General features: G+C 59.8%; 7 protein-coding genes and 3 pseudogenes. 1 reads left to right on the forward strand and 9 read right to left on the reverse strand.

Translation table 11 applies throughout. The annotated features are described in order from the left end of the window. Positions 1–39: 39 nt before the first annotated feature. Positions 40–777, forward strand: a pseudogene (locus BN118_RS20880) (integrase domain-containing protein); the annotation flags it as partial. 78 nt (positions 778–855) lie between these two features. Here BN118_RS20880 and BN118_RS21380 read toward each other — a convergent pair. The 9 genes and pseudogenes from BN118_RS21380 to ychF all read right to left on the reverse strand — a co-directional run bounded on the left by BN118_RS21380 (position 856) and on the right by ychF (position 15,922). Then, positions 856–2,932, reverse strand: a pseudogene (locus tag BN118_RS21380) (UvrD-helicase domain-containing protein). A gap of 3 nt (positions 2,933–2,935) precedes the next feature. Beyond that, positions 2,936–3,430: a DUF4276 family protein gene (locus tag BN118_RS19650; RefSeq protein ID WP_077274087.1), complete on the reverse strand. Its 495-nt coding sequence runs from the start codon at positions 3,428–3,430 to the stop codon at positions 2,936–2,938. Between the two features lie 16 nt (positions 3,431–3,446). Beyond that, entirely contained in the window at positions 3,447–4,397 is a 951-nt protein-coding gene (locus tag BN118_RS14300) for an IS481-like element IS481 family transposase (RefSeq protein WP_010930730.1), read from the reverse strand. Positions 4,398–4,580: 183 nt separating this feature from the next. Beyond that, a complete protein-coding gene (locus BN118_RS14305; protein WP_014905964.1) occupies positions 4,581–5,792 on the reverse strand; it encodes an AAA family ATPase in 1,212 nt (403 codons plus the stop codon). Positions 5,793–5,807: 15 nt separating this feature from the next. Then, the gene (locus BN118_RS14310; protein ID WP_010931302.1) at positions 5,808–8,759 is read right to left on the reverse strand and encodes a site-specific DNA-methyltransferase; all 2,952 of its coding nucleotides are present in this window, start codon (positions 8,757–8,759) and stop codon (positions 5,808–5,810) included. Position 8,760: 1 nt separating this feature from the next. After that, positions 8,761–11,888, reverse strand: a pseudogene (locus tag BN118_RS14315) (BPTD_3080 family restriction endonuclease). Positions 11,889–12,035: 147 nt separating this feature from the next. Next, entirely contained in the window at positions 12,036–13,082 is a 1,047-nt protein-coding gene (locus BN118_RS14320; RefSeq protein ID WP_010931304.1) for a Fic family protein, read from the reverse strand. A 341-nt stretch (positions 13,083–13,423) separates the two neighbouring features. Beyond that, positions 13,424–14,551 (reverse strand): tyrosine-type recombinase/integrase, encoded by a 1,128-nt coding sequence (locus tag BN118_RS14325; RefSeq protein WP_010931305.1) that lies wholly within the window; start codon positions 14,549–14,551, stop codon positions 13,424–13,426. Between the two features lie 279 nt (positions 14,552–14,830). Beyond that, entirely contained in the window at positions 14,831–15,922 is a 1,092-nt protein-coding gene (gene ychF / locus BN118_RS14330; protein WP_014905965.1) for a redox-regulated ATPase YchF, read from the reverse strand. Positions 15,923–15,993 lie beyond the last annotated feature (71 nt).

The raw sequence follows: 15,993 nt of genomic DNA on the forward strand, positions 1-15,993 counted from the left end.
GCCACAGCCCGCTGGGGCAAGACGCTCTGTTCACTACGCCGGCCACTGAAAGCATCGTCGCTCAAGGGCTAGCACGTGCAGACGCTCCTGGATCGCTGGCAAGGCGCAGGCTTGTCGGCCGTCTGGCACCGATCAAAAATCGGCTCTCTCACCTGCGCTGGTGCGCTGAGAAGATCGGCAAGACCGGCATCTTGTCGGCGGACAACACCGCTGCCTGGCGTGGCCGAGTGCCGCTATGTGACCAATATCAGCCAGGCCTGTGAACTGGGCACGGGCCCTGAGCAAGGAACCGATGCCTATGTACGCATGAGCCTTCAGCTACAGGCCGTCTTTGGATTGCGCCGGGAGGAAGCGATCAGGTTCCAACCCAGTAATCGGGGTAACCACATCGCCCTCAAGAGATCGTGGACGAAGGGAGGTCGGGAGCAAACGGTGCCCATCACCACGACAGAGCAACGCGACGCGCTCCAGGCAGCACACCACCTGGCAGACATAGGGTCATTGATACCAGCAAACAAGACCTACATTCAGCAGCGGCACGTCTACGATAGACAGTGCAAGGCGGCGGGTCTGAGTCATATGCATGGCCTTCGCCATCAGTACGCGCAAAGCCGTTATGAGACGTTGACGGGGTGGAAGTCACCGGCAGCAGGTGGGTCTGGCACTGCTCAACTCGACCTATCACAGCGCCTGGCCGACCGACACGCCCGGCAGCAGATCAGTCATGAACTTGGGCACGAGCGGGTGCAGGTGACGGCGGTCTATCTGGGAAGCTAAGTCGCACGCTGCGCAAGTGCCTGGGGCGACACAGCGAAGGCACGCTGTCACCGCCAGGCTCATCCAAGACGCGTAGGGCTACTTCTGGAGTAAGTCCTCCAGAAATTCCGACTCCGGTTTCACTGCTGACACATGCAGTTGGTCGCGGGCACGGGTGCAAGCCACGTACAGCAACTGGCGTTCGGTGTTGTAGATTTCAGTCAGCTCGACCTCGTCAGCAGCAGTGTCGATGCGCACCTGTGAAGGGATGATTTCATCGTCGCAGGCCATGACCGCAACCACACGGAATTCCATGCCCTTGGCCAAGTGCATGGTGGTGATACTGACGAAGCCCTCTTCCGTTGCCATGTCCTTGCCGAGCACGCGCCCCTGCAAACCTGCGGCCTTGACTGCCGTCTGCGCGCGTGACAGTTCGCTCTCGGATCGAACGAAGACACCGATCTCCTACGGCAGCACACCGCCAGTGCTGCATTGCTCTAACCATACACCGACAGCTTGGTTTTCCGCCCTTGCATCGGTATAGCTGCAGATGATCGGCTCCGGCCCATTGAATACAGAAATCGTACCCTTGCGGCTTTCGACGTTTCCGTCCACATCGGATACATCGGGACCGAGAAGCCGGTCGGCCTGCAAGCGGATCTGATGCGAGGTACGGTAGTTGATATTGAGCGTTCGCGAGCGGCCACGTACATCCACACCCAGAGACTTCCACGAGAACGGAGTCTGGAAGATGCGCTGGCCAAGATCGCCGGCAAAAAACAGGGCATTGGCGCGGTTGCCGGCGATCGCCGCAAGGAAACGCAATTGCTGCACGCCAATGTCCTGCGCCTCATCCAACACGATGTAATCGAATACCGGATGCTTGCGCTTGGGCATGGCCTCAGCCAGCTTGGCGAACATCTCTGCCGCAGTGATCTTGCCGGCCTGCTTCAATTGCTCCTTCACCTTGGCGAACACCTGCCAATACAAGGCGCGCTGCGCCTCCGGCAGACGTGTCTTGCGACCCAGCCGCTTGGCATCGCGGTAAGCCTCCCAGCTTTCCACTTGCCAAGTGTCCACCACATCTTCCCATTCGGACAGCAAAAATGCAGCGCTGGCCCAGGCCATCGACCTGCGTGGCGGCCGCCTCCAGCAGCGTGGAAATTTCATCACGGCTGGCGAATACCGGTTTACCGAATTCCGCCGCATACAAGCGGATGCCAAGAGCATCCATGGCGGCCACGTCGATACGTTCGCCGAGCTTGGGAGTGTTCCAGATCAACCGATACAGATTGCCGCGCAAAGCATTGGCCAACGTGTCCGAAAACGTGGAAAGCAGAACGCGCGCATCTTCGTCCTGATGTGCCAGATGCACAGCCCGGTGCAAGGCAACCACGGTCTTGCCCGTACCAGCCGATCCAGACACACGTGCCGCACCGTTGTAATGACGCTCAACCAGCTGACGCTGTGCCGGATGGAGGAATACCGTCCACTGGTCCCACGGGTATTCCAGGGCGCGGACCAGTTCGTCCATATCGGACATGACGCGGAATCGGCATTGCGCGTCTGGGTGCTGGAATGGGTCCGCCCCCTTGGCTGCCACTTCCGGCAAGGCCGGCGTGCCGCCTGTCGCCAGTTCAAGCAGGGCTTCGGCCGCCTCACCAGGCAGGTGGTCGGCCAGTTCCAGTAGCGAATCCTCATCAGCTGCCTTCACGTCGGCCAGCCACTCCTGCGGCACACCGTAAGCCAACAGTTGGGCGCCGTCATATTTTTCGAACAGTTTCGGCTTCTGTTGCGTCGCCGGCCTACTGTCCTCGACGTACTTCGGAACGAGAATTTCCTCGACACGCTCGCGGACCTCGACGAGCTGAGCCGCGCCGGTCGTCGGGTGCACTTCCAGCTTGCGCCGTTCGGCCCATTAATAGGCCTGGTCGTGGTGATCGACATAGCAGAGCAGCAGACTGCCAGCGGTCTTATGGACGATCAGGCGAATGTCGCGGCTGACTCGCACCGACCAGAAATTCGGATCCTTGGCGCGGTCGAGCTTGTGGAAGCTCATGCCGTTGCCAATAGGATCCATCTGCAAGTCGAAGGCGGTGGTCTTGGCGGCCTTTTGTTCATCGCCGGTCAGGCGGGCCAGACTGGTGGTGAAAGTGTCGGCGATGCGGAATTCCATGCTTCAATCTCCGTCCACATCAACGACGTTGACTTGCCATTCCTTGCACAGCTTGCGGAATGAACGACTGTTGTCAAACGCCTGTTGCAGATCGAAGTGCGCCGTAAAAGCAGGCTGATCCAGCACTTCGCTGTAGGTTCCGCTTTCCATGTTCCGGCGTAGCCAGCCTTTCGCGTCTCTCGGCGTCTCAGCATCGACTGGGGCTTCATCCGGACAACGGAATCCCCGGCGCCCGTCAAGCGATCGAGCTGCTGCAATAAACCAGGCCTCGTATTCTCGCTTGGCCAACACCACCGATAAGCGCCGGTGCGGCACATGCTGCTTCGCACGCTGATAGACATCGGCAGCTAAGGTGGCCGGGCAGTCGTCATCTGCGTCCAATACCACCAGAATCCATCCTTGCTCACCGCACTTGGCGGCCGCCAGAAGCAGTTGCTTTCGGAACTCCTCTTCGCGCCTGAGGAAGCGATCTCGATGCACGCGAATGGGCTGCAGCACTTGCGCGTAGCCTTGCCTAGGTGTGAACTGTCAATAGGTTGTATTCGTCCAGGTTGAGTCTGGAGATGGGTACAGCGCGCCCGATGCCTTGGTGGGGTCGCTGCCAGTTGTAGTGGTGTAGCCAGGATTTCATGGCATCGGCTCGGTGTTGGGAGTTCTGGTAGGTGTGAGCGTAAGCCCACTCACGCAAGGCCGACTGGATGAAGCGTTCGGCCTTGCCATTGGTCTGTGGGCGGTAAGGTCGGGTAAAGCGGTGCTTGATGCCCAGCTCATGGCACAGCGCGGCGAAGGCGCGGCTGCGAAAGGCCGAGCCATTGTCGGTGAGCAAGCGCTGGATGGTCACGCCCAGGCGCTGGTAGTAGGCCACTGCGTCCTTGAGGAACTGGACGGCGCTGGGGAAGCGCTCGTCGGGGTGGATGTCGGTGAAGGCCACGCGGGCGTGGTCATCGATGGCCACGAAGACGAAGTCCCAGCCGGCCCCCTCAACGGTATCGCGTCGGTTGCCCGTGACCCGGTGGCCAGGGCGCTGGATACGTCCCAGCTTCTTGATGTCGATGTGCAGCAGATCGCCGGGGGCCTGATGCTCGTAGCGCACCACCGGCTCGGCCGGCTCCAGGTCGGCCAGGTGCGACAGACCGGCGCGGGCCAGGACGCGGCTGACGGTGCTGGCTGACACGCCCAGCGCCTGGGCGATGCGCGCTTGGGTCAGCCGCTTGCGGCGCAGCTCCACGATAGCCAGCGCCTTGGCCGGCGCAATCGCTCGGGGCGAGACCGTCGGGCGCGAGGACGCATCGGCCAAGCCCGCCTGGCCCTGAGCCAGGAAGCGGCCCAGCCATTTGCGCACAGTCGGCGCGGTGACCCCATAGGCGCGGGCCGCTTCAGGCACACAAACTTGATGGGCGATCAATTGCTGGACCATTTCGAGTCGACGTAGGAAGGTCAATCGGGCATGCTTATGGGTGTTCATCCGGCCGGGCTCCTTGAGTGAACTGGGGGGTCGGCGATTTCCAGTTTCTCAAATCCGGTTCGGATGAACCATGCATACAACCTATTGAATCTTCACACCTAGGCCGCCACTCATTTAGACGACGCAGAAGCACTGGTAAGGCAGCCACCTCGCCATCCCCTTCTACGATGCTGGCTATCTGTATCATACGGACTCCGTCTCGCCGAAAAGGTCACCAGAGGCGGCTTTGTCTTGTTGTTCTAAGCTGGCGCGGTCAGGTGCCAGTTGGTTCATCCGCAACAGTTCGCCAGCTGAGAACAGATGATCCCGCATAACTTGGCGCGAGCCTTCATCCAGCGGCGCAACCTTGGTTTCCCCCGCCTCAGATACCACTGCCAATACGGCATCCGCGTCGATGCTGTGGTCATCCAGCAGGTCTGGACTGTGACTGGTCACCAGGACTTGCGTGGTTTCAGAAGCGCGCACCAATGCCTCGCGAAGCGCGGCGCTGGCTGCCGGATGCAGGGCGGTTTCAGGTTCCTCGATGCCGATCAAGGTCGGCGAATAATCCACATTGCCCTGCAACAACGCCGACAAGACACCCAATGCGCGCAAGGTGCCATCGGACATGTTCTGTGCGAGGAAACGCCAGGGATGCTTGGAGCCTGCCATGTCCTGGCGAAACTCCAGCGTTTCCATAGGCCCAATGGGTTTGCGCTCCACTCCATGCACCATCGGTGCTACAGAATGCAAATATTCCTGTATCAGAGCCATCTGGGCAGGTGCTACCTTCTCCAAATGTCCGATCACGCTAGCGATGTTCTCTCCGGCCGGCCGCAGCAGTCGGCCATCTTGTGGCTTCTGCAATTCGCGCATCAGTTTTGGGTTGAGGTTATAGAAGCCCATCGCCGTCAACGCATCGAACACCGGGCGAAAAGCCGTCAGGCCTGAAGCGGCCACCAATGCTAGCCTGTCCGCCGTGACCGAGGGGAAGGTTGTTTCGCTACTATCACGGAGCTTTCCTTTCTCGATGCGAAAGAATGGGCCCTTGCCGATGCCAGCGACAACGCATTCCTCTCGCTGTACTTCGTAGCCGCCATTCTTCAGCGCCCCGATAACGAAGCCATAGCGTCCCGCTTGGCCACTTTGCATGACAAACTCGACACGAAGCGCGAAATGCGTGGGATGACCTCCGCTGCGTCGACGTACTTCGTTGATGCCTCCCCGTTCGTTCAGAGCGCTATCCAGTGAATAGGAAAGCGCGTCGCGCACGAAATGCAGTGCATCCATGAAATTGCTCTTGCCTGCGCCGTTGTGCCCCACCAGATAGGTCAGCGGGCGCAAATTCACGTCACAGTAGCCGATGCTTTTGTAGTTGCGAACGGCGACACGGCTAATAAAAGGGTGCTGTGTCATGCTTTTCTCTCCACGTCATATCTTGAACACCTTCATCACCTCATCGCCGAGATGATTGATGACTTTCACAGCAAACCTTCCGTTGCTCGGCTTCGGGAACGGGCGCGAGGTGTCGGAGTTAAGCGTTGCCCAAGCGTCGGGGTCGATTTCGGCCTTGAGGGTGATCTTCAGTGCCTTGTATGGGTCATTCGCACCGAGGAAGTAGGCATGGCGGACGAAGAAGGACTCTTCGTTGTAGTCGGTGTCCAGGAACCAGCAGGCGATGCCGTCCGCGCCATCGCTGCGAACTTCGCCGGTGCTAGGGTGGAACACATCCACACCGTTGATCTTAACCACCAGTTGCCCATCGGCAGGCACGTCTATGACGTCGCGCTTGCCGTCGTATCGGCGGATGCTACGGCCCTGTGTGTCCAGCACATCCACGTCCGGCTCGCCGAAGATCACGAACAGGTTGCCCTTGCCGGTGTTCTTCAGATCTTCGGCCATATGCAGGTCGGCGTTCATGCGCGCTTTGAGCACGTTGATGCGACCCAGCTTGCTGAACTCGCTGGCCGGTGCGTCGTAGTTGAAGGCGCAGGCGATGAGCACGTCGAAATTGGCATCACCTGCCTCGCGGGCTGCATCGACCAAATCTGCGCGGGTAACTGTGCCGAATTCCGGTCCGACCAAGATACCGGCACGCTTCACCTGTCCGTTTTCCAGATAGCGCCCTTCGGCGCAGATCAAGTCGCCCGGCCACGGCTCCAGTGAGGTGAATTCGATCTTGTCAGCCTTGTGCGCCTGCTGCACGCCTGCGGTGCGCAGGTTGGCCAGGATCAGGCTGGCGAAGTCCTGGCCGTACTCCGCTTGAGTCTCGGCCACGTGGTCGATCAGGTTATCTTCCTCGTCCACGCCCAACACGCGATGCGGCGACAGCGATTCCACAGTAAAGGGGCCGGCCACGCGCACGCGCTTCTTGTCCTCGTAGGGTTTGTCGTAGAGGTACTCGAACTCGGCCTTGGCAGCGATGGAGGCGTCGATCTCCTTCTGGCGGACGATGCGTTGCTGCCACCAGTCGGTGTGCAGCTTTTTAGCTTTCTCGCTCCACTTTGCATCGGCCTCACGCGGAATCTCCCATTCCTGCCACTGCTTACCAAGAGTCTTGTTCAGCGCTTCACGCAACGGCTCCAGCACGGTCTGGGCTTTGTCCCAGATGACGTCGATCTCGGCATTGTTGGCGATGGACTTGAGGGTGATGTGCGGCACGCGCTCATAAACGAAGCCATGGGCGATGTTGTCGTAAGTGGATTGGCTGGACGGCGCACTGCGGGTGACTTCGGCTTCCTTCAACTGACCTTCGCGAGAATCGGCGAGCAGGTAGAACGGATAGCGTGCGCCCATGATGCGGGCGCGGGCCAGCGCCAGCGCGACGCGGCTGGTGTCGATGGTGATCCAGCGGCGACCCCATTGTTCGGCGACGTAAGCGGTAGTGCCAGAGCCGCAGGTGGGGTCGAGAACCAAGTCACCGGGGTCGGTGGTCATCAAGAAGCAGCGTTGAACAACCGAAATGCTGGTCTGGACGACATAAATCTTCTCGCCACCAAATTGATTTTGACCAAGCGTGTCAGCCCAAATATCCGTCAATTCGTATGCCGGGTAATCATCCAAGTTTCTGATGTAGCCAAGATTGTCCCCGGAACTTGCCTCCACTCGGTTGCTTTTTAGAAGACGATCAAAGCCAAGCTCATTCGTCTTCCAGCGAACGGTTTGCGACGGCTTATAAACACGGCCTTGGTATTTCACTCCAAACCAAGAGGCTGCTCCCTCACCCTTTTCTCTACCAACGCTCTGGCTAGTTAAGTTGTCTCGGAAGTAAATCTTTGATCCGACAGGCAATGATGAAGGGCTTTCAATTTCATCCTTAGTTAACTGGCGGCGTGAAAGGTCTGGAAGTTCGACGCTTTTATAGCCGGTCCCCCCCTTCTGCCCTGGTGCCTTCTTGAGCAAAAACTTTCGATATTTGACCGCTTTCTTGTTTCTTGCATACCAAAGAAGCGTATCGAATGTCGGCCCAATAAAATCACCCGTGGAGCTTGATGTTTTTGCAAAAACAATCGTACTCACGCAGTTGTCGTCACCGAACACTTCGTCCAGCAATGCCCGCACGCGATGCACATTCTCATCGCCAATCTGCACAAAAATCGAACCACTTTCCGTCAACAAATCCCGCGCCACCATCAACCTGTCACGCAGATAAGTCAGGTACGAATGAATCCCGTCGCGCCACGTATCGCGAAACGCCTTCACCTGCTCCGGCTCGCGGGTGATGTGGCCGGCGTTGCCGTCCTTCACGTCGCGGCTGGTGGTTGACCACTGGAAATTGCTGTTGAATTTGATGCCGTAGGGCGGATCGAAATAGATGCATTGCACCTTGCCGCGCAGCCCCTCGCGCTCGGCCAGAGAGGCCATCACCTGCAAGCTGTCGCCCAGGATCATCCGGTTCTGCCAGTGGCCTTCGTGCTGGTAGAACTCTGTGCGATCCGCGCCTTCGGGCAGGCCGTTGAAGTCACCGAACAAATCGAGCAAGTCCTGTTGCGGCGCGGTGGCTTCGCGCCGTTCTTCGGTCTGGCGGCGCAGATCGTCGATCAGCACCTTGGGCTTGACCTTCTCCTGGATGTACAGCGGCGGCGCATTGACGACCAGATCTGACCAATCCTGCTGATCCTTACCGCGCCAAATTAGCTGCGGGTCGAGGTCGCGATTCAGCCGCTGCTGGAATTCCGGGGATGCCTTGCCCGCGTCGTGCAGGGCGCACAGTTCCTCCAGCCATTGCCGATTAGCGCGCGGGTACGCCACCTTCACCGGCGCTTGCTCATGGTGTTGCATCACCGACTGATGCTCCACCGTCGGGATGTTCTTGCGCTTGGCTTCGGTATGCGTGATCTGCTCGATGCTCTTGCCGGGCTTCTGGGTTTTCTTGGTTGCCATCTCAGTTTTCCTTGTTTCCCGGCGCGGGCACAGCCGCTTCAATCATTTGGTTGAACTTCGCTTCGACCTCTTTGGCAAAGTCATCCTGCATTTCGTACACATCGCCGAACTCGGCGAAGGCCCAACGGCCGTGTGTGCCGAGGTGGTTCACGCCGGGAATCCAATAGGTGTCCATGGTGGACTTCTTCTCCTTCGCATCCTCGCGCCGGTAGCCCTTGATCTCGACGATCAAGTTCAACGGGTCGTTATTGCCGCCACCGTCGCCCACTTGCACGATGAAGTCCGGGATGTAGATGCGGTTGGCCGAGCCGAAGCGGTAGGGCACTTCCAGTCCAAGGTTGTGGTTCTTGGTGTAGGCCAGCACCTTGGGATGCGACTCGGCGACTCGGCGACTCGGCAGAATTCGGCTTCCCAGCCGCTGTCGAGGATCACCCAGTTGACTTGGTTCTTCGGCTGGTTCTCCACCCCGAGGGTCTCCCAGCGTTCGCTGCCCGGGCGGGAGGTGTTGAAGCGCACATGCGCAGTGCTGCCGGTCGGGTTGAACGGGTCGAGGATGGCCTTGACCTGCCGGCCCTTCTCCAGTTCCTTTGCGGTAATGCCCTTGGTGATGCGCTGGCAGGCCGTGTCCGCCAGTTCGCGGTACATCAACTGCGCCGGATAGGTGCCGCCTTTGCATTCCAGGCACTCATCCAGCCACTGGCGCACGATGCGCTTGAGCTGCCCGAACAAGGCAATTGGGGCGTCCTGGCCTTGATCGCGCCAGTGCTGGAACAGCAGGTGCTTGGTTAGCTCCATCAACAGGGTGGACTGGCGCACATCCCCCAGGTGCTTGATGTCCAGTTCCACCGCTTCGCCAATGATGCCGGCGTTGTGAGTCTTTGTCGCACCAACCATGTCCGGCGTCAGAGTGAGGTGGTGGTCGTTGTTGAACTCGGCTTCGAGTTGTTCTTCTGGCAGTTCGACGCGATAGCCCTGCACGCGCGGGAACAGGATTTCCAGAGGGTCGCGTTCCGGGCGCAATGCCTTGACCGTGACGGTTTCGCGGGGCTTGGGCGGCGTGACGACAACCGGCTTGGCTGTGAAGTCGAAGGGGATGCCAAATACGTCGGCATACTCCACGTCGAAGAGGCCTTGCTCGTTCAATTCATAGGACTGGCGGCGCAGGGCACGGCCAATCACCTGTTCACACAGCAACTGGGTGCCGAACGCACGAACACCAAGGATGTGAGTCACCGTATTGGCATCCCAACCTTCCGTGAGCATGGACACCGACACCACGCAGCGGATTTGCTCGCCCAAGCGGCCCTGCTTGCCAACGGTGTTCATCACCTCGCGCAGCAGTTCGCTGTCACTCAGATTCTCAGCCTGGCGGCGATCGCCGGTGCGCTCGATAATCTCGCGCTTGAAGCGTCCAATCTCATCAGCGGCCATACCCCGGAAGTTATCGTCCAGCGCCTCGCCAGATTCTAGTTGCTCACTGTCGATCAGCAAGGTGTTCGGGCGCGCCAGCGGCTCGCCATGCTCGTCGAAGTTGCGGAACAGTTCCAGCCGCCCCGGCACGCGCATGATGGAACCGTCGTCGTTGGTGCGCTCGAAACCGGATATGTAATCGAACACCAGTTTGGAAGTGGCGGTGTTGTTGCACACCACGATGAAGCACGGTGGCACGTTGATGCCGGCCTGTTTCCAAGCTTCGTAGGTTTTGCGGTAGTGGCCGTACAGGGCTTCCAACGCGGTCTGCAATTCCACCGGGATGGCCAGCGGATCGAGCTGGGCGTTCTTGCCCCGCCCCTTCTTCGGCATCTTTTTGCCGATGTGCTTCCAGAGCTCGCGGTAGATGGGCATTTCCGCGCCGGGGATGTTGTCGGCCACCGGCACGCGCGGCAATTTGACGATGCCGCATTCGATGGCGTCCATCAGCGAGAAGTCGCTCATCGTCCAGGGAAACAGCGTACCTTCCACGTAGCCAGAACCGGCCAGGAAGAACGGCGTGGCCGACAGGTCGATCACCTGTTGCAAACCCAGCTTGCGGTTGACTGCCTCCAGACCGGAAATCCACAGGCGCGCGGCTTCGTTCTCGTCCTTGACGTGTTCCTTGGCCGCCTTGAGGTCATCGCCGGTCAGGGGGTTACCTTTGTCGTCGATGAAGTCGTCGTCGGAAGCGGGCTTCTCTCGATAGCAATGGTGCGCCTCGTCGTTGATGGCGAGAATGTTCTTCAGCCCCATCAATTCCGGCATGACCCGCTGGAGCATCTGGCCCTCGGTTTCCAGCGTGTCCAGCTCGCTGCCAGTACGGCCTTGCAGCAAGCGACGGCCGCCCTTGGACAACTCCATGCGCTCGCGCAGTTTGAAGGCGTGGTAGTTGGTGATGACGATCTTGGCCTTGTCCATATCCGCCAACATGTCGCGGGGCACGATCTCTCGGCTGGCGTAGTAGCTGTCCGCATCATTGGGCAGCAGCACGCGCAGACGATCCTTGATGGTCAGGCCAGGGGCGACCAGCAGGAAGCCTCGGGTGAATCTCTTGCTCTGCGGATGGCGCACGGCGTTGACCGTCTGCCAAGCGATGAGCATGGCCATGACCGTGGTCTTGCCTGCCCCGGTGGCCAGTTTCAGCGCCAAGCGCAGCAGGCCAGGGTTGGCATCGTTGCTGGCTTTATCCAGATGATCGAGGAAGCGCTCGCCGTTCTTGCCAAGCTGCGGGGCGACCTCGGTCAACCAGATGGCGGTCTCGGCCGCTTCGACCTGGCAGAAGAACGGACGCACACCAGCGAACTTGTGGTTGCGCCAATGTTCCAGTAGACGGGCTGTTTCAGGGGTGACGCGCCACTGCGACGGGGGTAGCTTACGCCAGGCATCCACTTCCTGCCGGACAGCATTGATGATGGCGGTGTGGTCATAAGCCTGCTGAGCAGTGGACAGGCCCTTGCCTTCATCAAACAACAGACCCGCCTGCTCGTGTTCACCTTTCTTCTTGCGCGGTTTGGGAATCGGTGTGATGAAGTCGGCGCGGCGGCGGCTGGAGACGATTTCCTGGGTCGGCTGACCGCTGGTGTCTAGCTCCCAATGCCGGGCCGGATACTCATACGGCGAATTCAGAATGGGTTGGGCGAAGAACTGATCACTCACTTTTTTGGTCCCCTGATATCTAGATTTTTTCGAGGAGATTCAGAGCTTGAGGCAGCGATCCTCACCCGCGCTCCTGGCCGTATGGTTTGCTTGAAGTCGTCACCCAGCAAGCGGCTGATGTTGCCGATCAATTCCATCATGATCCTCTTACCCTTGTTTGATCCATTTCGCCCCTCTTCCTTTGCCTGTTGACTCTATCAACCCCTCTGATTTCATCGCCCGCAGCACCAGTCGCACCATATCTCGGCTCACCCCCGGGCAGGCTTCTTCGATTTCGGAAATCGAAAACGGCAGGCTGCGCCCTAAGACTTCCGCGCGCACGCGGTCCCCTTTGCTGCCGCGGCCACGCTCGATGGTGCCGACACGCTCCTCGAACTCACGGTAGGCTCGCAGCAAGGCACCCCAGAAGTAATCAAGCCAGGGCTTGACGTCGTGTTGCCCCTGATACCAGCCCTGAGAGCTGGCTTCCAGCGTCTCGTAATAGCTTTCTTTGGTTTCCTCGAAGATGCGTTCCAGACTGATGTAGCGGCCCACTGCGTAATCGAAGTGGTAAAGCAGCAGCAGGGTCAGCAAGCGGGACATGCGCCCGTTGCCATCCGGGAAGGGGTGGATGCACAGCAAGTCGAGCATCGCCAGCGGCACCAGTACCAACGGGTCGGCCAGGTGCTGGTCCAGCGCGGTGGCGTAGCGCCCTGTCAGATCAGCCATGGCCATCGGCGTGAGATGCGAAGCCACCGGCTGGAAGCGCAGACGCGAAGTGCCATCCGGGTGACGTTCGATGATGTCGTTATTGGTAGCCTTCCAGCGCCCGCCCGCCTGCGGCATATAGCGGTACAGCAGGGTGTGCAGTTGCAGCACTACGCCCTCGCTGAAGGGCATGTGCGCGGCCGATTCGTGGATCAGCGCCAGGGCGTCACGGTAGCCGGCGATCTCCTGTTCGGAGCGGCTCTTTGGTGTTGCGTTGCGGATGACCAGAGACTTCAGCCGCGAAGGCGCTACGACAACACCTTCCAGCCGGTTGGACGACTCGGTGGACTCCACCACCGCGATCTGGCGCAGGCCCTTAAGGGCTTCGGGCGACTGTGCGGCGTAGAGTTGCTGCTTACCCTGGTACTCGCCCAGTGTGCGCAACGTGGCGACCTGAGTGCCATCGAAGCAAAGCGCGGCAAGGTACTCGGGTGTGAGCGAGTGCATGAAAATGTAAGCCCAGGCTGTGTAAATGGGGTAATCATAGCCTTTAAATGGGGCATTGTCTCTAGAAATACCTCATTAGCAGTGTTTGACTACCCCATTTCCTGGACATTGGACCGGTCGCGAGGAGTTGGCATGGCTGATCAGGGAGGAAATGGGCGACATGAATCCAAAAAACGGGGCAATAAATCAAAATTGCCCTATTTATTTCATTGCCTACCCCATTCCCGCGCCCATCCTTCTGCAAAGGAAAGGGAACGGCACTCAAGGGACAACGGCCCTATCCTGAAAAGGATAAGGCCGTTCTACCCACTTCGCTGCTGCGATACCCGGCCAAATCGTCCCTATGCCGCACCACTGTCTTCCGCTGCCTTCAGATATTCCGCCCAATCCTGCAACAGCGTCCTTCTCTGATCCAACAGCAGTGCCTTGTTGTACGTCGCCCGAACCTTGTTGCTTTCCACATGGGCAAGCTGCCGCTCAATCGCATCAGGCCGGTATCCGTTCTCATTGGCCCAGGTCGAAAAGGTCGTCCGCCAGCAATGCGGCGTTGTGCCCCTGCCCAGGTTCATGTCGCGCATGGCGTAGGTCAGCCGGTTCGGCGTAGTAAAGCCCTTGCCGCTCCGGTGTGGAAACAGATAGCGCCCGCCACCCGTGATGCACTGCAAATCCTTCAGCACGGCAATGGCCTGCGCCGACAACGGACTGACATGGTCGCGCCGCGCTTTCATCTTCGCCGCAGGCCGACGCCACAGTGCATCCTCAAAGTCGAACTCATCCCACTCGGCATCCGCCGCTTCCCCTGGGCGGCAGGCGGTCAGCGCAATCAGCCGCAGGCACAACGAGGTTTCCGGATAGCCCCGGTAGCTGCGCAACTCCTGATAGAACTTCTGGATTTGCTCTCGCGTCATTGCCGCCTTGCTCTCGCTGAACGGCACGCGCAGCAGCCCGCGAAGACTGGGAATAGGATTAGCCTCGACCAGCCCCCGCACCACCGCAAACTCGAAGATGGCCGACAGATCGCCTTTGACATGGATGGCCGCCCACGCACCGTGGGCCTTGCACTCTTCCAGCAGCGGACGAATCTGTTTGACCCCAATGTCGCTCATCGGCATCCCATCGAACTTGGGCGACAGGTACTTCCTGATACGGGATTCTTTCGTCCGGTAGGAACTGAGTGCAAAGACTGGCTTGATCTCGGCCAGGTACGCCTGCGCCACCTTGGCGAACGAGCTTTCCTTTGCGTGCTTGCGTTCCTCCAGCGCCTCCAGGTTGCGCTCCTTGACCTGCCGCCGCTCATGGGCAGGATGGATACCTTGCTTGAGCAAGGCACGCGCTTTCTCGCGGGCAGCGCGAGCCTCCGCAAGGCTTACTTGAGGAAAGCCGCCAATAGCAAAGAGGTTCTCCTTGCCTTGCAGGCGGTACTTCCACCGCCAGTGCTTGCCGCCGGTGGGCTTGACCGGCAGGAACAAGCCCCGCCGTCTGAAAGTTTCCAGTCTCGATCAGTCAGTTTGGCCGACCTGATCTTGGCGTCAGTGAGTAGATTCTCGGGCATCGTTGGATTCCACTGCGGGGAAAAGTACCCCCACGGTTGAACACGAGTACCCCCAACGCTACCCCCGAATTTTCCAGACCTAGATGAACAATAGGAACGCTCAGTAGACCGTATTGTTTATGCAACCCATTGATTTACAACGGGCCAATCTGTCCACCAAGCGCTACTGAGCGTCACCGAGATCCAGCAAAAATCGTCAGACGTTGAACAGGAAGTTCATCACGTCCCCATCCTTGACCACGTATTCCTTGCCTTCGGCGCGCATCTTGCCGGCTTCCTTGGCGCCCTGCTCGCCCTTGCAGGCGATGAAGTCTTCGTAGGCGATGGTCTGGGCGCGGATGAAGCCGCGTTCGAAGTCGGTGTGGATGACACCGGCGGCCTGCGGCGCGGTGGCGCCGATGGGGATGGTCCAGGCGCGCACTTCCTTCACGCCGGCGGTGAAGTAGGTCTGCAGGCCGAGCAGGGTGAAGGCGCCGCGGATCAGGCGGTTCAGGCCGGGTTCTTCCATGCCCATGTCCAACAGGAAGGCCTGGCGGTCTTCCTCGGGCAGGTCGACGATCTCGGATTCGATGGCCGCGCAGATGGCGACCATGGGCGCGTTGCGCGACTTGGCGAACTCGGCCAGGCGCTCGAGCAGCGGGTTGTCGGTGAAGCCGTCGTCGCTGACGTTGCCCACGTACATGGCGGGCTTGGCGGTGATGAAGCACAGCTGCGCGATCAGGGCCTGCTCTTCGTCGCTGAGGTCCAGGCCGCGCACCGGCTTGGCCTGGTTGAGCTGGGCGATGCATTTCTCCAGCACGGTCACCAGGCGCTGCGCGTCCTTGTCGCCGGAACGAGCGGTCTTGGAGTGGCGATGCAGGGCTTTCTCGGCGGTCTGCAGGTCGGCCAGCGCCAGTTCGGTCTCGATGACTTCGATGTCCGCGATGGGGTCGACCTTGCCGGCGACGTGGACCACGTTGGGGTCTTCGAAGCAGCGCACCACGTTGACGATGGCGTTGGCTTCGCGGATGTGCGAGAGGAACTGGTTGCCCAGGCCCTCGCCCTGGCTGGCGCCGGCCACCAGGCCGGCGATGTCGACGAATTCGACGGTGGCCGGCAGGATGCGCTCGGGCTTGACGATCTCGGCCAGCTTGTCCAGGCGCGGGTCGGGCACTTCCACCACGCCCACGTTGGGCTCGATGGTGCAGAACGGATAGTTCTCGGCGGCGATGCCGGCGCGGGTCAGGGCGTTGAAGAGCGTCGATTTGCCGACATTGGGCAGGCCGGCGATGCCGCATTGCAGAGCCATGGATTTCCTGTCTAAGTATGTGTAATCAAAGCGTTAACGGTGCAGTTTACCGCCTGTGGCGGCGCCCTGCC

Origin of the sequence: Bordetella pertussis 18323 (assembly GCF_000306945.1) — a bacterium.
GTDB lineage: Bacteria > Pseudomonadota > Gammaproteobacteria > Burkholderiales > Burkholderiaceae_B > Bordetella > Bordetella pertussis.